Source organism: Streptomyces sp. SID5910 (assembly GCF_009862125.1).
Classification (GTDB): domain Bacteria; phylum Actinomycetota; class Actinomycetes; order Streptomycetales; family Streptomycetaceae; genus Streptomyces.
Genome location: NZ_WWHX01000691.1, coordinates 1 through 18,570 on the forward strand (window position 1 = coordinate 1; position 18,570 = coordinate 18,570).

The 18,570-nt window shown below is 72.7% G+C and carries 16 protein-coding genes; 6 read left to right on the forward strand and 10 right to left on the reverse strand.

Annotated elements, in window-relative coordinates; all coding sequences use genetic code 11:
• From pstB to GTW67_RS23975, 7 genes are all read right to left on the reverse strand, one after another.
• Positions 1-734: phosphate ABC transporter ATP-binding protein PstB (pstB, locus tag GTW67_RS23945; RefSeq protein ID WP_161166864.1), on the reverse strand; the 734-nt coding region annotated here is incomplete at its 3' end.
• A gap of 30 nt (positions 735-764) precedes the next feature.
• Positions 765-1,823, reverse strand: coding sequence for a phosphate ABC transporter permease PstA (pstA, locus tag GTW67_RS23950; RefSeq protein ID WP_161166865.1), 1,059 nt, complete (start codon positions 1,821-1,823; stop codon positions 765-767).
• Positions 1,820-2,833 (reverse strand): phosphate ABC transporter permease subunit PstC, encoded by a 1,014-nt coding sequence (gene pstC, locus GTW67_RS23955; protein WP_161166866.1) that lies wholly within the window; start codon positions 2,831-2,833, stop codon positions 1,820-1,822. The genes pstA and pstC overlap by 4 nt, the downstream gene beginning before the upstream one ends.
• Before the next feature lie 121 nt (positions 2,834-2,954).
• Positions 2,955-4,085: a phosphate ABC transporter substrate-binding protein PstS gene (gene pstS, locus GTW67_RS23960; protein ID WP_346010725.1), complete on the reverse strand. Its 1,131-nt coding sequence runs from the start codon at positions 4,083-4,085 to the stop codon at positions 2,955-2,957.
• A 183-nt stretch (positions 4,086-4,268) separates the two neighbouring features.
• Positions 4,269-4,712: an NUDIX hydrolase gene (locus GTW67_RS23965; RefSeq protein WP_161166867.1), complete on the reverse strand. Its 444-nt coding sequence runs from the start codon at positions 4,710-4,712 to the stop codon at positions 4,269-4,271.
• A gap of 55 nt (positions 4,713-4,767) precedes the next feature.
• A complete protein-coding gene (locus tag GTW67_RS23970) occupies positions 4,768-5,859 on the reverse strand; it encodes a CHAD domain-containing protein (RefSeq protein ID WP_161166868.1) in 1,092 nt (363 codons plus the stop codon).
• A 259-nt stretch (positions 5,860-6,118) separates the two neighbouring features.
• Complete coding sequence (locus GTW67_RS23975; protein ID WP_161166869.1) at positions 6,119-8,368, reverse strand: RNA degradosome polyphosphate kinase; 2,250 nt, start codon at positions 8,366-8,368, stop codon at positions 6,119-6,121.
• Between the two features lie 359 nt (positions 8,369-8,727).
• Here GTW67_RS23975 and GTW67_RS23980 point away from each other — a divergent pair, with 359 nt between their 5' ends.
• From GTW67_RS23980 to GTW67_RS24000, 5 genes are all read left to right on the forward strand, one after another.
• A complete protein-coding gene (locus GTW67_RS23980) occupies positions 8,728-9,270 on the forward strand; it encodes a sigma-70 family RNA polymerase sigma factor (RefSeq protein ID WP_161166870.1) in 543 nt (180 codons plus the stop codon).
• Complete coding sequence (locus tag GTW67_RS23985; RefSeq protein WP_161166871.1) at positions 9,267-10,115, forward strand: cupin domain-containing protein; 849 nt, start codon at positions 9,267-9,269, stop codon at positions 10,113-10,115. The genes GTW67_RS23980 and GTW67_RS23985 overlap by 4 nt, the downstream gene beginning before the upstream one ends.
• Positions 10,116-10,200: 85 nt before the next feature.
• Positions 10,201-11,061 carry an ABC transporter ATP-binding protein gene (locus GTW67_RS23990; RefSeq protein WP_161166872.1) on the forward strand — a complete coding sequence of 287 codons (861 nt, stop codon included), beginning with the start codon at positions 10,201-10,203 and terminating at the stop codon, positions 11,059-11,061.
• A complete protein-coding gene (locus GTW67_RS23995; protein ID WP_202437617.1) occupies positions 11,058-12,593 on the forward strand; it encodes an ABC transporter permease in 1,536 nt (511 codons plus the stop codon). Before GTW67_RS23990 ends, GTW67_RS23995 begins: the two co-directional genes overlap by 4 nt.
• Positions 12,584-13,252 (forward strand): ABC transporter, encoded by a 669-nt coding sequence (locus GTW67_RS24000; protein ID WP_346010726.1) that lies wholly within the window; start codon positions 12,584-12,586, stop codon positions 13,250-13,252. The genes GTW67_RS23995 and GTW67_RS24000 overlap by 10 nt, the downstream gene beginning before the upstream one ends.
• Before the next feature lie 130 nt (positions 13,253-13,382).
• On the opposite strand, the gene mshD is transcribed toward GTW67_RS24000, so the two are convergent.
• Positions 13,383-14,309, reverse strand: coding sequence for a mycothiol synthase (mshD, locus tag GTW67_RS24005; RefSeq protein WP_161166873.1), 927 nt, complete (start codon positions 14,307-14,309; stop codon positions 13,383-13,385).
• Between the two features lie 182 nt (positions 14,310-14,491).
• Here mshD and GTW67_RS24010 point away from each other — a divergent pair, with 182 nt between their 5' ends.
• Positions 14,492-16,309: a bifunctional metallophosphatase/5'-nucleotidase gene (locus tag GTW67_RS24010; protein ID WP_161166874.1), complete on the forward strand. Its 1,818-nt coding sequence runs from the start codon at positions 14,492-14,494 to the stop codon at positions 16,307-16,309.
• Positions 16,310-16,380: 71 nt separating this feature from the next.
• Here the strand turns inward: GTW67_RS24010 and GTW67_RS24015 are convergent, their stop codons facing one another.
• A complete protein-coding gene (locus GTW67_RS24015; RefSeq protein WP_202437618.1) occupies positions 16,381-17,796 on the reverse strand; it encodes a sensor histidine kinase in 1,416 nt (471 codons plus the stop codon).
• 17 nt (positions 17,797-17,813) lie between these two features.
• A complete protein-coding gene (locus GTW67_RS24020) occupies positions 17,814-18,554 on the reverse strand; it encodes a response regulator transcription factor (protein WP_161166876.1) in 741 nt (246 codons plus the stop codon).
• Positions 18,555-18,570 lie beyond the last annotated feature (16 nt).

Genomic DNA, 18,570 nt, shown 5'->3' on the forward strand with positions numbered 1-18,570 from the left:
GACGGGTTGGAGAAGATCCGCTCCGTGTCGTCCAGCTCGATCAGCTTGCCGGGCCGGCCGACCGCCGCCAGGTTGAAGAAGGCCGTGCGGTCCGAGACGCGTGCCGCCTGCTGCATGTTGTGCGTCACGATGACGATCGTGAAGCGCTCCTTCAGCTCGCCGATCAGGTCCTCGATCGCGAGGGTCGAGATCGGGTCAAGGGCGGAGCAGGGCTCGTCCATGAGCAGGACGTTCGGTTCCACCGCGATCGCGCGGGCGATGCACAGCCGCTGCTGCTGGCCGCCGGACAGCCCGGAGCCCGGCTTGTTCAGGCGGTCCTTCACCTCGTTCCAGAGGTTGGCGCCGCGCAGCGACTTCTCGACGATGTCGTCCAGCTGGGACTTCTTGTACTTGCCGTTCAGGCGCAGGCCCGCCGCGACGTTGTCGTAGACCGACATGGTCGGGAACGGGTTCGGGCGCTGGAAGACCATGCCGACCTCGCGGCGCACGGCGACCGGGTCGATGCCGGCGCCGTACAGGTTCTCGTCGTCCAGCATGACCTTGCCGTCGACGCGGCCGCCCGGGGTGACCTCGTGCATGCGGTTCAGGGTGCGCAGGAAGGTGGACTTGCCGCAGCCGGAGGGGCCGATGAAGGCCGTCACGGAGCGGGGTTCGACGGTCATCGAGATGTCCTCGATGGCCAGGAAGGAGCCGTAGTAGGCGTTGAGGCCGCTGACATCGATGCGCTTGGCCATGTGAATCACTGCTTCTTTCGGTCCGGGGCCTTAGCGACCGGTCTTCGGGGCCTTCCAGCGGGCGATGCCGCGGGCCACCAGATTGAGGATCATGATGAACGCGATGAGCGTCAGGGCCGCGCCCCAGGCACGGTCGTACGCGGCGTCGGAGCCCGCGCTGTACTGGAGGTAGATGTACATCGGCAGCGACTCCTGCGGGTCCTTGAACGGATTCGCGTTGATGAAGTCGGTGCCCCAGACCAGCAGCAGCACGGGGGCCGTCTCGCCGGTGATGCGGGCGACGGCCAGCATGACGCCGGTGATGATGCCGCCGACCGACGTCGGCAGGACGACCTTCAGGATCGTGCGCCACTTCGGCACGCCGAGCGCCAGTGACGCCTCGCGCAGCTCGTTCGGGACGAGCTTGAGCATCTCCTCGGTGGAGCGGACGACCACGGGGATCATCAGGATGCACAGGGCGAACGAGCCGGCGACGCCGGACGGGCCCATGTCGAGGATGAGCACCCACAGGCTGAGGACGAACAGGCCCGCGACGATCGACGGGATGCCCGTCATGACGTCGACGAAGAAGGTGACGGCCTTGGCCAGCCTGCCCCGCCCGTACTCGACCAGGTAGATCGCGGTGAGCACGCCGATCGGCACGGAGAACAGGGTGGCGAGGCCGACCTGCTCCAGGGTGCCGAGGATGGCGTGGTAGATGCCGCCGCCGGGCTCGGAGTCGGCGACCACGCCCATCGAGTGGCTGAGGAAGTAGCCGTCGAGGACCTTCACGCCCCGCTTGAGCGTCTCCCAGATCAGGGAGAGCAGCGGGATCAGGGCCAGCAGGAACGCCACCCAGACCGTGCTGGTCGCGACCCGGTCCTTGGCCTGCCGGCCGCCCTCGACGCGCGCCGAGATGGCGTACGTGCCGCCGACGAAGAGGACCACGGCGATCAGGGCCCACTGGATGCTGCTGTGCAGCCCGGCCGCGGCGCTGATGCCGAGGCCGGCGGCGACCGAGCCGGCCGCGACCGCCCAGGGGAACCACGGGGGCAGGGTGGCGCCGCGCAGGGAGCTGCGGCTCTTGGGGGTGAGGGTTGCGTGGCTCATGCGTTGGCCCCCGAGTACTCCTTGCGACGGGCGATGATCATGCGCGCCGCGCCGTTGACCAGCAGCGTGATGACGAAGAGCACCAGACCGGAGGCGATCAGCGCGTCCTGGCCCATCACGGTCGCCTCGTTGAACTTGCTGGCGATGTTCTGGGCGAAGGTGCCGCCGCCCGGGTCGAGCAGGCTGGCGTTGATGTCGAAGGTCGGCGAGAGCACCATGGCCACGGCCATCGTCTCGCCGAGCGCGCGGCCGAGGCCGAGCATCGAGGCGGAGATCACGCCGGAGCGGCCGAAGGGGATCACCGACATCCGGACGACCTCCCAGCGTGTGGCGCCGAGGGCCAGCGCGGCCTCCTCGTGCATGCGCGGGACCTGCCGGAAGACCTCACGGCTGACGTTGGTGATGATCGGCAGGATCATGATCGCGAGCAGGACGCCCACGGTGAGCAGCGAGCGCGGCGCTCCGCCGTTCCACTCGAGGATGCCGGTCCAGCCGAGGTACTCGTCCAGCCAGCCGAAGAGCCCGTCCATGTGCGGCACGAGGAAGAGGGCGCCCCACAGGCCGTAGACGATCGACGGCACGGCGGCGAGCAGGTCGATCACGTACGCGATGACGCCGCCCAGCCTGCGCGGCGCGTAGTGCGTGATGAACAGGGCGATGCCGACCGAGACGGGGACGGCGATGGCCATGGCGATCACCGACGACACGACGGTGCCGAAGGCCAGGACGGCGATGCCGAACTGCGGCGGGACGCCGCTCGGGTTCCAGTCGAAGCTGGTGAAGAAGTTGGCCTCGTCCTCGCTGATCGCGAGCCAGGCGCGGTAGGTGAGGAAGGCCGCGATCGCGGCCATGATGACCAGCACCAGGATGCCGGATCCGCGGGAGAGCCCGAGGAAGACCCGGTCGCCGGGGCGGACGGCGCCGCGCGTGGCGCGCCGGTCGTCGGGGCCCGGGGGCCGGTGGGGTACGGGGGCTGCTGCTGGCTTCTGGGGATCAGTGGATATGTCCATCGGGTTCTCCGGTCTGCGGAGCCGTCGTACGCGGCGGCTCGGGCGGAGCCCGTGCGGGGGCTCCTGGCGGCGGTGCACCGGACGGTGCGGCCCGGCCCCGTGGGACCGGACCGCACTCGGGTCAGCTCAGGCTCGCGATGTTCTCGCGGACCTTGGTGATGATCTCGGTGGGGATCGGGGCGTAGCCGGCGTCCGCCAGCAGGCCCTGGCCGTCCTCCGAGGCGATGTAGTTGAGGAAGGACTTGGTGGCGGGCAGCGTCTCGGCCTTGTTGCCCTTGTCGCAGGCGATCTCGTACGTCACGAGGACGATCGGGTAGGCGCCGTCGGCGGTCGGCGTGTAGTCCAGCTCCAGCGCGAGGTCCTTGCCGGTGCCGACGACCTTGGCCGCGCCGATGGCGGCGGTGGCGTTGTCGACGGTGGCCTTGACGGGCTCGGCGGCCTCGGTCTTCACGTCGACCGTCTTGATGCCGTCCTTGGCGTACGACAGCTCGAAGTACGAGATGGCGCCGGAGGTCTGCTTGACCTGCGCGGCCAGGCCGGAGGAGCCCTGCGCGGACTGGCCGCCCTTGGCCTCCCAGGACTTGCCGTGCTCGTACGCCCAGTCCTTGGGCGCGGCGGCCTTCAGGTACTTGGTGAAGTTGTCCGTGGTGCCGGACTCGTCGGAGCGGTGGAAGGCCTGGATCTTGAGGTCGGGGAGCTTGGCGCCGGGGTTGAGCTTGGCGATCGCCTCGTCGTTCCAGTGGGAGATCTTGCTGTCGAAGATCTTCGCGAGGGTCGGGGCGTCCAGGACGAGGCTGTCGACGCCGGGGACGTTGAAGCCGACGGCGATCGGGCCGCCGACCATCGGCAGGTCGATGGCCTGACCGTCCTTGCAGACCTTCTTCGACGCCTCGATCTCGTCGGGCTTCAGCGCGGAGTCCGAACCGGCGAACGCGGTCTGGCCCTGCGTGAACGCGGTGATGCCCGCGCCGGAACCGGTGGGGTTGTAGTTGATCTGCACGCTCTTGCAGGCCGCGACGTACTGCTTGACCCAGGCGTCGATCGCGTTCTTCTGCGCGGACGAGCCGGAGGCCTGGAGCTGGCCCTTGGCGTCGTCGCACTTGATGTTGCCGGCCTGCGTGCTGGCGGAGGCGTCGCCGCCGTTGCTGTTCCCACCGGTGTCGTCGGAGCCGCACGCCGTGAGGGCCAGGGCGCCGGAGACGGCGAGAGCACCGAGAGCGAGGGCCCGCCGGTTCATGCGCTGAAGCTTCACTTGAGGGAGTTCCTTCCAGGAGCCGCCGTCCTGAATCCGGCGGCGTGCGAGGACTGTCTACGGCCGAAATTAGGCAGATCAGGTGAAGCCGCCGATGGGCGTGAATGAACGACGGGTGAACCCCTGTGGACGGTGCGGTGAGGTCACGGAATGCTTACGCCCATGACACGGCGCGATTCCGGGTCAGCCGTCGTACGGGATGTCCCCGCCCGGGCGCAGTGCGGCCGGCAGTGAGTCGAGGAGGGCGCGGTCCCTGGGCTGGGTGAGGCGGGCGCGGGCGGCGGCGACCGGCAGCCAGACGATGCGGTCGACCTCGTCGTTCGGGACGAAGGCGCCGGCTGTGGCCTCCGCCGCCCAGTACCGGACCTCCTTGGGGCGGCCGTCCGAGAGGTAGCGCACGGTGGGCAGCTCGGTGCCGGGCACCGCGGTGTACCCCGTCTCCTCGGCGACCTCGCGCAGGGCCCCGGCGAGCGGGTCCTCGCCGGGCGTCAGCTTGCCTTTCGGGTGCGACCAGTCGTCGTACTTGGGTCGGTGGACCAGGCAGAGCTGCGGGTCGCCGGTGTCCGGGGCGCTGCGCCACAGGACGCAGCCAGCCGCGCGGACGGTGGTGTCGTCAGGGGTGCTCATGGGGGGCTCGCCGTCCCTTCGCGGGTCACGGTGCCGGTGACGGGCGCTCCGCGGGTCACGGTGCCGGTGACGGGTGGGCGCTGCCGTGCTGCCAGTCCTGCTGGAACGCGTACCGTGCCGCCTCCACCTCGTGGCGCTGGTCGGCGTGGAGCACGCCGAGCGCGTACGCCGTCGCCGGGGCGATGCGAGGCGTGCGGGCGGCCTGGGCGGCGGCCGCGGCGGCCTCCGAGGCGTCGCGGTGGCGGTCGAGGGCCTCGCCCGCGGTGAGCAGGCGCGCGTCCTCACCGCTCGGGCCGCCCTCGCCGGCCAGGACCTCGCGGGCGTACCGGTGCAGGCGCAGCAGCAGGCGCACCTGGTGCCAGGGGGCGTCCTGCGGATGTGGCGCCGGTTCGGGGGACAGGCCGTGGATCAGGGCCTCCGCGTTGTACGGGTGGCCCGCGGTGACCAGGGGCAGCGCGGCCACCGCGTCGGCGAGGCGGCCGTGTGCGGCTCGGGCCAGTGGGCGGAGGTCGGCGGTGGCGGTCACCCGCAGGGGCACCTCGCTGGCCAGTAACGCGACCTTGTCGGCGACCGCGTGGAAGCGGCTGCTGCCCAGGGCTTGCAGGGCGGTGGAGTGGGCCCGGGTGCGGGCGAGGGTCAGCTGGCGGTCGAGGAGGGCGCCCGCCTTGGCCGCGCCCACGGTGAGGTTGCCGCGGTCGGGGAGGGGGGTCGGTGCGGGTGCGGGTGCGGGTGCCGGTGCGGGGGAGGCGGGCACGGTTGCGGCCGCCAGTTGCCGGCGGGCCGGGGACGCCGACGAGCCGGACAGGCGGTGCAGCGCCTGGAGCAGGCGTTCCAGGCGCGAGGCGTACGCGTGCTCCAGGGCCAGCGTGCCGGACAGCCAGGCCAGTTCGGGGCGCATGCCCTCCGCCCAGTCGGCGTCGAGCAGGGGCTGGTAGGTGTGCAGGGTGCCGCTGAGGCGGCGGGCCGCGCGGCGCAGGGCGCGGGCCGCGTCCACGGGGGTGCGGTTGCCTTGGGGCGACGGGCCGCCGTTCGGGGACGCGGCCGGTCCCGCGCCCGATCCCGTGCCTGTCTCGCGGTGCAGGCGCAGGGCGCGGAGGAACTCCGTGGCCTGGGCACGGAGGTAGCCGGCGAGGGCTTCCACGGGCACCGGACCGGTCGGTTCGGGGGCCGTGGGGGTGGCGGGCGGTGCCGGTGAGGCTGAGGAGGCCGGTGAGGCAGGAGGTGCCAGCGAGGCTTGGGGTGCCGGTGAGCCTGACGGTGTGGAGGGGCCTGGCAGTACCGACGAGGCCAGCGGTGCCGATGAGGCTGGCGATGCTGATGAGGCCGACGGTGCCGCCGAGCCGGACGGTCCCGAGGGGGCCGTAGGGCCGGACGGTGCCGTCGGGCCGGTCAGGCGGTTCGTCGGGTCAAGGTGTCGCTGTGCCACGCCGGCGCCTCCGGGCGTCTATGAGCATCTCCTGGATGTTGCGCAGGGGCTGGCCGTCCGCGTCGGTCGCGTGCCGGGTCCACTCGCCGTCCGGCCCGAGGTGCCAGGAGGCGGTGCCGTCGGACATGCCGGTGTCGAGGAGCCGGTTGAGGGCCGCACGGTGGGCCGGGTCGGTGACCCGGACCAGCGCCTCTATCCGGCGGTCGAGATTGCGGTGCATCATGTCCGCGCTGCCGAACCAGACCTCGGACTCACCGCCGTTGCCGAAGGCGAAGACGCGCGAGTGCTCCAGGAAGCGGCCGAGGACGGACCGGACCCGGATGTTCTCCGACAGGCCCGCCACGCCCGGGCGCAGCGCGCAGATGCCGCGCACCCACACGTCGACCGGCACGCCCGCCTGGGACGCGCGGTAGCAGGCGTCGATGACGGCCTCGTCGACCATCGAGTTGACCTTGATGCGGATGGAGGCGGGGCGCCCGGCGCGGTGGTGCTGGACCTCCTTGTGGATCCGGGAGACCAGGCCGTCGCGCAGGGACTTGGGCGCGACGAGCAGGCGGCGGTACGTCTCGCGGCGGGAGTAGCCGGAGAGGCGGTTGAACAGGTCGGAGAGGTCCGCGCCGACCTGCGGGTCCGCGGTGAGCAGGCCCAGGTCCTCGTAGAGGCGGGCGGTCTTCGGGTGGTAGTTGCCCGTGCCCACGTGGCTGTACCGGCGCAGCGTGTCGCCCTCCTGGCGCACGACCAGCGACAGCTTGCAGTGGGTCTTCAGACCGACCAGCCCGTAGACGACGTGGCAGCCGGCCTCCTCCAGCTTGCGGGCCCACTTGATGTTGGCGTGCTCGTCGAAGCGGGCCTTGATCTCGACCAGGACGAGGACCTGCTTGCCGGACTCGGCCGCGTCGATGAGCGCGTCGACTATGGGGGAGTCGCCCGAGGTGCGGTACAGCGTCTGCTTGATCGCGAGGACGTCCGGGTCGGCCGCCGCCTGCTCCAGGAAGGCCTGCACGGAGGTCGAGAAGGAGTCGTACGGGTGGTGGAGCAGGACGTCGCGGCTGCGCAGGGCGGCGAAGACGTCCGGTGCCGACGCGGACTCGACCTCGGCGAGGTCGCGGTGGGTGCCGGCGACGAACTTCTGGTACTTCAGCTCCGGGCGGTCGAGGCTGTGGATGCGGAAGAGACCGGTGAGGTCCAGCGGGCCGGGGAGGGGGTAGACCTCCGCCTCGCCGATCTTCAGCTCCCGGACGAGGAGGTCCAGTACCTCGCGGTCGACGGACTCCTCCACCTCCAGGCGGACCGGCGGACCGAAGCGGCGCCGCATCAGCTCCTTCTCCAGGGCCTGGAGCAGGTTCTCGGCGTCGTCCTCCTCGACCTCCAGATCCTCGTTGCGGGTGAGGCGGAAGGCGTGGTGCTCCAGGACCTCCATACCCGGGAACAGCTCCTCCAGGTGGGCCGCGATGACGTCCTCGATGGGGACGTAGCGGCCGGGGGACGCCTCCAGGAAGCGGGAGAGCAGCGGGGGGACCTTGACGCGGGCGAAGTGGCGGTGGCCCGTGACGGGGTTGCGGACGACGACCGCGAGGTTGAGGGAGAGGCCCGAGATGTACGGGAAGGGGTGCGCCGGGTCGACGGCGAGGGGGGTGAGGACCGGGAAGATCTGGTGCCGGAAGAGCGTGAAGAGGCGGGCCTGCTCCTTCTCCGCGAGCTCGTTCCAGCGGACCAGGTGGATGCCCTCCTCGGCGAGGGCCGGGGCGACGTCCTCGTGGAAGCAGGCGGCGTGCCGGGCCATGAGCTCGCGGGAGCGGGCCCAGATCATCTCCAGCACCTCGCGGGGCTGGAGGCCGGAGGCGGAGCGGGTGGCGACGCCGGTCGCGATGCGGCGCTTCAGGCCGGCGACGCGGACCATGAAGAACTCGTCCAGGTTGCTGGCGAAGATCGCGAGGAAGTTGGCGCGTTCGAGGAGGGGGGTGTTCGGGTCCTCGGCGAGTTCGAGGACGCGCTCGTTGAACGCGAGCCAGCTGCGTTCGCGGTCCAGGAAGCGGCCCTGGGGGAGTGCGGTGCCCGGGCCGCCGTCGGCGCCGGGGGCTGGTGACTCCTCGTACGCGTCCAGGTCCGCGTCGATGTCGGGCTCCAGGTCGGAGACGGTGGCGGCCACGGTGTGCGGGCGGTGCGCGGCGATGGAGCCCACGGAGGGCTGCGCGTGCTGGACCTCTGCCTGGGTCTTCGGCTGCCTCATGAACCCATTCTTCCGCGCCTCGCGCAGGACAGGCGCGTCGGACGGCGCGGAATCCTCTGCTCCTGGTGACACGGTCGGCTTCATTCGGCGAGGGTCGCAAGGCTGTCTGAATCGACGGTTACGGGGACATGACGTGTGGGACACCGGGGGGCTTCCGGCAGGCGCGTCGCGCCGGACGCCGCCGCCCCGGATTCCGCCGCGTGGGCCTCCGGCAGGCTGCTTCGCGCCGGACGCCGTCGTCCCCTGATCCGGCCGCGTGGGCCTCGGCCGCTGCCCCGGATCCCGCTGCCCCGGATCCCGCCGCGAAATCGGCCTGTGATCGTGTGAACCGGACGGCCCGGCTCGTCCGATGAGGAGATGTGAGCGAAACGAGAAGCGACGGTGAGCTGCTCCGGGCCGTCGCGGCGGACGCCGACCGGCGCGCCTTCGAGGAGCTGTACCGGCGGTACGCGCCCTGGCTGACCGCCCGGATGCGTGGCCGCTGCGCCGACGCCGGCGTCGTCGACGACGTCGTGCAGGAGACGTTCCTCGCGGTGTGGCGGGGCAGCGCGCGCTATCGGGAGGACGGGGACGTCGCCGGCTGGCTGTGGCGGATCGGATCCCGGCGGCTGGTCGACGCGCTGCGCGGCGACGGCGCCCGGGGGCGGCTGCGGCAGGCGCTGGCCCGCCTGCGGCACCGGGACGAGGCGTCCGCGGAGGAGCGGGTGCTCGCCGGTGTCGAGCACGGGGATCTCGCCGGCGCGCTGGTCCGGCTCTCGCCGGAGCTGCGTGCGGTGCTCCAGGCCACGGTCATCGACGGGCTGACCACCCGCGAGGCGGCCGTCCTGCTCGGCATCCCGCCGGGCACGGTCAAGACGCGGGCGATGCGGGCCCGCCGGCAGCTGCGGGAGGCGCTGGCATGAGAATCGACAACGGCTGGCACGTGGACGAGGACGACCTGCGGGCGTACGCCCTCGGCGAGCTCGCGGCGCCCGTGCTCTGGTCCGCCGACGCCCATCTGGCCGCCTGCCCGCGGTGCCGGGGCGTCCTCGCCGAGGTGAGCGACGCCGCCGCCCTGGAGGCGGGGTGGGAGCGGCTCGACGCCGAGCTGGACGCGCCCCGGCGGGGGTGGCTGGAGGGCCTGCTGGTGCGGTGCGGCGTCGCCGACCACACCGCGAGGCTGCTCACGGCCACGCCGGTGCTGCGCCGGTCCTGGCTGGGCGCGGTCGTCGCCGTGCTGGTGACGACCTTCGTCATCGCCTTCACGTCCGGCGCCGCCGACAGGCCCACGCTCTTCCTCGCCTTCGCGCCGCTGCTGCCGCTGGCCGGGGTGGCGCTCGCCTACGGGCCCGCGCTGGATCCGACGTACGAGATGGCGGTCGTCTCGCCGATGCACGGCTTCCGGCTGCTGATGATCCGTACGGTCGCGGTCCTGGCCGTCGCGCTCGGTGTCAACGGCCTCGCGACGCTGGCCCTGCCGGGGTACGGGCTGCGTGCGCTGGCCTGGCTGCTGCCCGCGCTCGCCCTCACCGCGTCCGGGCTGGCGCTGACGCCCCGGCTGGGCCCGGTGCTCGCGCCCTCGCTGGTCGCCGGGGCGTGGGGTGCGGTGCTGTTCGCCGCCGACGCGGCGCGGACCGCCGGGGACGGCACGCTGGCGCCGTTCACCGCGGCCGGGCAGGGCGTGTCCGCGGCCGTGGCCGTGCTGGGGACGGGGCTGCTGATCCTGTTCCGCGACCGGTTCGACGTCTCCCCGCGGGGCGTCGCATGAGCCCTTGCCGCTTCCTCTCCACCTCCTCCCCCTCCTCTTCCCTCTCCCCATCTTCCTCCTTTCGACCTCTGTACGGGAGCGCCGTATGACCCACACCGTTTCCGCCTCCGGGCTGAGCCTGCACTACGGGCGGACCCGAGCCCTGGACGAGGTGTCCCTGCGGCTGACGCCGGGCGTCACCGGGCTGCTCGGGCCGAACGGGGCCGGGAAGACCACGCTGCTGCGTGTGCTGGCCACCGCCGTGCCCGCCGACCGGGGCTCCTTCACCGTGCTGGGGCACGACCCGGGCACCGCGCGGGGACGGCAGGAGGTGCGGCGGCGGCTCGGGTATCTGCCGCAGACCCCCGGTTTCCACCCGGACTTCACCGCCTTCGAGTTCGTCGACTACGTCGCGATCCTGAAGGAGCTGACCGACCGGGCCGGACGCCACCGCGAGGTGCGGCGCGTCCTGGACGAGGTCGCCCTGGGCGATGTGCGCGGCAAGCGGATCAGAAAGCTGTCCGGCGGCATGCGGCAGCGGGTCGCGCTCGCGGCGGCGCTCGTCGGTGACCCAGGGTTCCTGGTCCTCGACGAGCCGACGGTCGGTCTCGATCCCGAACAGCGGATGCGGTTCCGGGAGTTGATCGCCGGGGCGGGGGAGGGGCGGACCGTGCTGCTGTCCACCCACCAGACCGAGGACGTGGCGATGCTCTGCCACCGGGTGCTCGTCATGGCCGCCGGGACCGTGCGGTTCGACGGGACCCCGGCCGAGCTGACCGCGCGGGCCGCCGGGCACGTGTGGAGCAGTACGGAACGCGACCCGCACGCGAAGGCCGGCTGGCGCACCGGCACCGGCTCCTTCCGGAACGTGGGCGACCCGCCCTCCGGCGCCGACCTGCTCGAACCCACCCTGGAGGACGGCTACCTGCTGACCCTCGACGGCGCCGATGCGGAGGTGGCGGCATGAGCACCGCCCCGACGGCCGCACCGACGGACGCCCCGACGACCGTGGACGCCGGGCCGCGCGGCGGTGGTGCCCGGGCCGTGCTGGCCCTCACCCGGTTCGAGGCCCGCCGGCTGCTGCTGAGCGTCCCCGTTCTCATCGCCTTCGTGGCCTACGCCGCCTGGATCGTGTGGCGGACCCGCACCTCCTGGGACGGATATCCGGCCCTCCAGGACGCCGACCGCGCCACCCAGGGCGGTCCCCTGCTCGTCGGTCTCGCCGTCCTGGTGTCCGCCAACTCCGCCGTCCTGCGCTCCGCGCGCCACGGCACGGAGAGCCAGTTCGCGATCCTGGTCGTCGCGCCCTGGCGCCGTACGGTGGCGCACGCGCTGTCCGTCGTGCCGGCCGTGCTGCTCACCGCGCTGTGCGTGGGCGGGCAGTTCGCCTGGGAGGCGGCCAAGGAGGGCGCGGTCGGCGGCGGTTCGCCGGCCGAGCTGCTCGTGGGCCCGCTGACGGTGCTGCTGTTCGGGACCCTCGGTGTGCTGCTGGGCCGGGTGCTGCGGGCGCCGCTCGCCGCGCCGCTGCTGGTGGTCTGCCTGCTGTTCACGCTCGTCCTCGGCACCGGACCGGGCGGTACGGGCGGGCTGTCCTGGCTGTCCCCGGTGGTCTCCGAGAGCGGCCCCGACTCCCTGCCCTCCGACCTGCTGGGCCGGCCGGCCGCCTGGCACGCCCTGTATCTGGCGGGCGCCGCCCTGTGCGTGGGCTTCCTCGCGGTGCTGGTCGCCGGCGGACGCGGGCCGGCCGTCCGGGCGGGCCTCGCCCTGACCCTCGCGCTGACGGTCGCCGGCGGGATACTTCAGGCCCGGGGCGTGGAGCCGTCGCCGGAGCTGACCGCGGCACGCGAACGGGCCTCGGTGAGCCCGGAGAAGGAGCAGACCTGCGTCGAGCGGGGCCCGTCGACGTACTGCGCGTTCCCGGAGTGGGAGAGCCGGACCCGCACCTGGGCCGGGGTGGTGGACCACGTCCAGTCCCTCGCCGGCGGCGCCGCACACGAGCAGCGGCTCCTGGTCCGGCAGCGGATAGACGCCCGGTACGGGCTGGGGGCCGACGCCGCGATCCCCGCGCTGTCCGCCCCGCACCAGGTGACCGTGGGCACCGCATGGGGCGGCAACCGGGTCCCGGAGTTCTCCACCGCCGTCGCCGCCGTGCTGGTCGCGGGCAGCGAGGAGGCGAGCGACGCGGTGTGCGACGGGCGCATGGTCACCATCATGTGGCTCTCCCTCAGCTGGCAGGACGACCCGCTGAGCGCCCTGCGGCGGGTCCGTCTCGACGACAGCCTGGAAGGGTCCGCGATCGTCCTGTCGCCGACCGACCCGCTGACCATGACGGAGGGGCAGACCGACGTCGTACGGCAGTTGCTGGAGAAGCCGGGCCCGGATGTCGCCGAGCGGGTGAAGGCGCACTGGGCCGAGCTGACCTCACCGGACGTCACGACGGCCGAGGCCGCCGAGCTGCTGGGCGTGGCCGGGCCGGCGAAGGCGGACTCGTGCGAGTGAGCAGCGCCGGGCGGGTGGCGCGTGCGCTGGTCGGGCCCGTGTGGCGCACGCTGCCGTGGTGGGTCCTGGGTTCCGCGGGCGCCCTCGGGCTGCTGCTCGCCGGGACGCCGAGGATGGCGGGGGCCGAGCCGGGTCCCTGGCAGGCGCTCACCCTGCTGCGGGGCGTCGCCCTGGTCGGTGCGCTCGGCCTGGTCTTCCTGCTCGACGACCGGGCCCGGCACCTCACCACGCCCGTCCCGACCCGGCGTCCCCTCCGGCAGGCGCTGCGGGTGGCCCTCGTCGCACCGCTCGCCGCGCTGTGGTGGACGGCGGTACTGCTGCTCGCCCCCTCCGACACCCGGCCCCCGGTCGGCGGCATCACCCTGGAGGCCGCGGCGATGTGCGTGCTCGCGCTCGCCGGTGCCGCGGCGGCGGTGCGTCTGACGGACGAAGCGCGGCCCGGCCCGGCCGTCGCGGCGGCCCTGCTGGTCGTGGCGGTCCTCGCGCCCTTGCTTATACCCGAGGACTGGGCGTTGTTCGTGGTGCCGGACGACCCGCGGTGGCCCGCGGCGCACGACCGGTGGGCGGTGGTGCTGGCGGCGGTCGCGGTGGTGTGGGCGGCGTGCGGGCCGGAGCCGTTGGGCGGGCGGGCGCGGCGGGCGCGGCGGGCGTGGAGGTGAGGGCGGGGACGGTGGTGACGGCCACGAGCCGTCACCTTGCCCTGGCTGTCCCGGCCCGGCTGGCCCTCCCGGTTCGGTGCCGGCTCACCTGGAGGCTCCGGCGGACCGGCATGGCGGCGCGAAGGAGCCCTCACGTCTCCGTGCGGTACATCAGGTCCGTCTCGTGGGTGGTGAAGCCGAGGCGTTCGTAGACGGACACGGCCGCCTTGTTGTCGGCGTCGACGTACAGCATCGCCGTGGGGAGGCCCTGCTCCGCCAGGTGGCGCAGGCCGATCGTGGTCAGGGCCTTGCCCAGGCCGCCGCCCTGGGTGTCGGGGCGGATGCCGAGGACGTACACCTCGCCGAGCCGTTCCTCGGCGTGCACCTTGGTCCAGTGGAAGCCGATCAGTTCGTCCCCGCGTTCGGCGAGGAAGAAGCCGGCCGGGTCGAACCAGGCCTCGGCCTTGCGGTCGTCGAGGTCCCGCTGCGTGAGGGAGCCCTGCTCGGGGTGGTGGGCGAAGGCGGCGGAGTTCACGGCGAGCCAGGCCGCGTCGTCCTGGCCCGGCACGAAGGTGCGCACGCTCACGCCCTCGGGCAGCCGCGGGTCCGGCAGCTCCAGGCCGGCCAACGGGCGGCGCATCTGGCGCAGTTCGCGGAAGAGGGTCAGCCCGAGCACCTGCGCGAGATGCCGGGCGGCGGAGTGGCCGCCGTGCGCCCAGATCCGCAGCCGCTTGCCGGAGGCCGCGAGCAGGGCGGAGCCCAGCGCCCGCCCGTGTCCCTGGCCGCGGTAGGAGGGGTGGACGACCAGCTCGGCGGCCGGCGGCTCGACCGGGTCGGTGTCCTCCAGCTGGGCGTAGCCGACGAGTTCGCCGTCCAGGGTGAGCAGCAGGTGGGCGATGCCCTCCCGGGCTCCACCGCGCAGTTGGAGGCGCCCCTGCTCGGACACGGCGTACTGCCCGTCGTTCCGGGCGGCCTCGCCGAGCAGGGCGAGCACGGCGTCGGCCTGGTCGGGGGTGAGCGCGGCGAGGGTCTCGATCGAGCGGGGGCGGCCGGGCCGCACGGTGTCGTCGCTGGTCATGCGTACGAGGGTAAGGGGCGGGCCCGGCAAAAGGGCGGCACGGAAGGGAGAACGTAAACCCAGTCGTAACCCGGAAACCCCTGTCGCGCTACGCGCGTTGACTCTAGGCTGCGCCGACGGGCCGTCCCTCTCCTCGACGGCTCGCACCAGGCAGATCCGCAGGCAGACCCACAGGGGGGCGCATGCCAGCCACAGCACAGTCGTACGTACCGCGCCGCAGACGCCGCGCCAACCGCCTGCTCGCGGTGGCCGCCGGTGTCGCCACCGTCGGGGCGCTCGCCGCCGCGGCGCTGCCGGCGAACGCGGGCGAGAACCACCACGGCCACAAGCCCGATCACCGGCCGGGCCGCTACCAGGACGTCCAGCTCCTCTCCTTCAACGACCTGCACGGCAACCTGGAGCCCCCGGCCGGCTCCTCCGGCCGGGTCACCGAGGTCCAGCCGGACGGCACGACGAAGACGATCGACGCGGGCGGCGCCGAGTACCTCGCCACCCACCTGCGCCAGGCCCGCAAGGGCCACCCGTACTCCATCACCGCGGCCGGCGGCGACATGGTCGGCGCCTCCCCGCTGCTGTCCGGTCTCTTCCACGACGAGCCGACGATCGAGGCGCTGAACAAGCTCGACCTGGACGTGACGTCCGTCGGCAACCACGAGTTCGACGAGGGCGCCCGGGAGCTGGCCCGCCTTCAGAACGGCGGCTGCCACCCCACCGACGGCTGCTACACGGACAAGAAGTTCAAGGGCGCCGACTTCCCGTACCTGGCGGCCAACGTCCTGGACGAGAAGACGAAGAAGCCCATCCTCAAGCCGTACTGGGTGTGGAAGCAGAAGGGCGTCAAGGTCGGCTTCATCGGCGTGACCCTGGAGGGCACCCCGAACATCGTCTCCGCCGAGGGCGTGAAGGGCCTCCAGTTCAAGGACGAGGTCGACACGATCAACAAGTACGCCAAGGAGCTGCGGCGCCAGGGCGTGAAGTCGATCGTCGCCCTCATCCACGAGGGCGGCTTCCCCGCGTCGGCCTCCTACAACTACGACTGCGACTCCCCGGGCGCCGGCGACGGCATCTCCGGACCGATCGTCGACATCGCCAAGAACGTCACGCCCGACGTGGACGCGCTGGTCACCGGCCACACCCACAACGCGTACGTCTGCACGATCCCCGACCCGGCGGGCAAGCCCCGCATGGTCACGTCGGCCGCGTCCTTCGGCCGCCTCTACACGGACACGACGCTGACGTACGACCGCGCGACCGGTGACATCGCCCGTACGGCCGTGAAGTCGGCGAACCACGTGGTGACGCGGGACGTCCCGAAGGCGCCGGACATCACCCGCCTGATCGACCGGTGGAACACCCTGGCCGCCCCGATCGGCAACCGCCCCGTCGGCTACATCTCCGGCGACATCGGCAGCACCGGCACCGAGTCCCCCCTCGGCGACCTGATCGCCGACGCGCAACTGGCCTACGGCAAGACCCTGGACCCGGACACCGACCTGGCCCTGATGAACCCGGGCGGCATCCGGGCACCGCTCACCTACGCGGCGAAGGCCGGTGAGGGCGACGGCGTGGTGACGTACGCCGAGGGCTTCACGGTCCAGCCCTTCGCCAACACGGTGAACCTGCGCACCTACACGGGCGCCCAGCTGATCCAGGCGCTCAAGGAGCAGGTGACCGGCGGCAACGAGGCGGCGCCGAAGATCCTCCAGGTCTCGTCCGGTCTGACGTACACCCTGGACCTGACGAAGACGGGCGCGGACCGGGTCGTCACCGGCACGATCCGCCTGAACGGCGCCCCGATCGACCCGGCGGCCACCTACCGCGTCGCGATGAACAGCTTCCTCGCGGGCGGCGGCGACGGCTTCACCACGCTGGGCCAGGGCACGAGCGAGCTGGTCGGCACGGACGACCTGACGGCCCTGGAGCAGTACCTGACGGCCAACTCGTCACCGTCGGCCCCGATCGCCCCGCCGGCGGCGGACCGGATCACGGTCGTGAAGTAACGCCTGTCCACACCTCTGCGCCGAGGCCCGGAACGCGTCCACCTGGTACGCGTCCCGGGCCTCGTGCCGTGTCAACGGTCCCCGTCCCCATCCGCCGTGCCCAGATCCGGCGGCGGTACCGGTGCCCCCGGCAGCCGGACCGTGGCCGTCGTGCCGCCGCCCTCCGCCGGGGTCAGGGTCACCTCGCCGCCCGCCTGCTGGACCGTCCGCGCCACGATCGACAGGCCGAGGCCCGAGCCGGGGAGCGCGCGGGCCGACGGGGAGCGCCAGAAGCGGTCGAAGACGTGCGGGAGTTCCTCGGCGGGGATGCCGGGGCCGTGGTCGCGGACGGTGAGGACGCCGTCGGCGAGGCGTACGTCGACGGTGCCGCCGTCCGGGCTGAACTTCACGGCGTTGTCGAGGATGTTGACCATCGCGCGCTCCAGGGCGGAGGGCTCTGCCCGGACGTACCAGGGCTGGACGTCGGCGGTGATCGTCAGCTCCGGTCCGCGCAGGCGGGCCCGGCGCAGCGCCGACCCGACGACGTCCTGCCAGGCGAGGATCTGCGTCTTGCCCGCGTGCTGGCCGGTGTCCGGGCGGGACAGCTCCTGGAGGTCGCCGATGAGCGCGGCGAGCTCCGTCATCTGCGCCTTCACGGAGGCGAGGAGTGCCTTGCGGTCGGCCTCGGGGATCGGCCGGCCGGTCTCCTCGCTGCGGGAGAGCAGCTCGATGTTGGTCCGCAGGGAGGTGAGGGGCGTCCGCAGTTCGTGCCCGGCGTCGGCGATGAGCTGCTGTTGCAGGTCGCGGGAGCTGGCGAGGGAGGAGGTCATCGAGTTGAAGGAACGGGAGAGACGGGCGACCTCGTCGTCGGAGTCGTCTTCGACGGGGATGCGGATGGTGAGGTCCTCCGTGCGGGCGACGTGTTCGACGGCACGGGTCAGTTCGTCCACCGGGCGCAGGCCGGCGCGGGCCACCCAGAGTCCGGCAGCGCCGGCGCCCACGACACCCGCTCCCGCGACGAAGAGGAGCACCAGGGCGAGGTTGTTGAGCGATCCGCTTATCTCGTCCAGCGGCCGCGCGGCGGAGACGGCGACGTTCTGGAGACCGCGCACCGTGTACGTGTAGACGCGGTACTTGGTGCCGTCGGACCCCGTGGCGTCGTGCAGGGTGTCGGCGGACCTGCCCTCGGCCACCGCGTGGTCGGCGTCGGTGAGCGCGACCTTCTCGGTGCCGATGATGAGGCAGCTCTGCCCCTGCCGGTCCAGCAGCTGCACGGTCGAGCCGAACAGGTTCGGCTCGTGCGCGGTCGGTTCGTTGGCGCACAGGCCGGTGTTCAGATTGACGTACTGCGTGACCTGCGGCAGGTTCATGCGGTTCGCCTGCAACGCCTCGTCCAGCGAGTTCACCAGGACATTCTTCACCACGAACCAGCAGGCGACCGCCGCCGCGGTCACCGCGAACGCCACCGCCGCCGCCACCAGCAGCGCCAGGCGCGAGCGCAGCGGCAAGGCGCGGAACCGTCTGATCACTCCGCGCCGCCCTGCCGCAGGACGTACCCCACACCCCGGACCGTGTGGACGAGGCGCGGCTCGCCGCCCGCCTCCGTCTTGCGGCGCAGGTACATCACGTACACGTCGAGGGAGTTGGACGACGGCTCGAAGTCGAAGCCCCAGACGGCCTTGAGGATCTGCTCCCGGGTGAGGACCTGGCGCGGGTGCGCCATGAACATCTCCAGCAGCGTGAACTCCGTGCGGGTCAGCTCCACCGGCCGCCCGGACCGGGTGACCTCCCGCGTCGCCAGGTCCATGGTGAGGTCGCCGAAGGTGAGCGTGTCGTCGTCCTGGGCCGCGGCCTCGACCGCGGCCGCGTACGAGCTGCGGCGCAGCAGCGCGCGGATACGGGCGAAGAGTTCGTCCAGCTCGAAGGGCTTGACCAGGTAGTCGTCGGCGCCGGCGTCCAGGCCGGTCACCCGGTCGCCGACCGTGTCGCGGGCCGTGAGCATCAGGATCGGGGTCGTGTCGCCCGCGCCGCGGATCCGGCGGGCGGCGGTCAGGCCGTCCATGCGGGGCATCTGGATGTCGAGGACGACGAGGTCGGGCCGGTACGCCGCCGCCTTCTCCAGGGCGTCGGCGCCGTCGACGGCGACCTCGGTGCCGTACCCCTCGAAGGCGAGGCTGCGCTGGAGTGCTTCGCGGACCGCCGGCTCGTCGTCGACGATCAGGATGCGCTGGGTGTCACGGTCGCGGTCGCCTTCTGCGGGGCTCATGGGCTCGGGTTCCTCA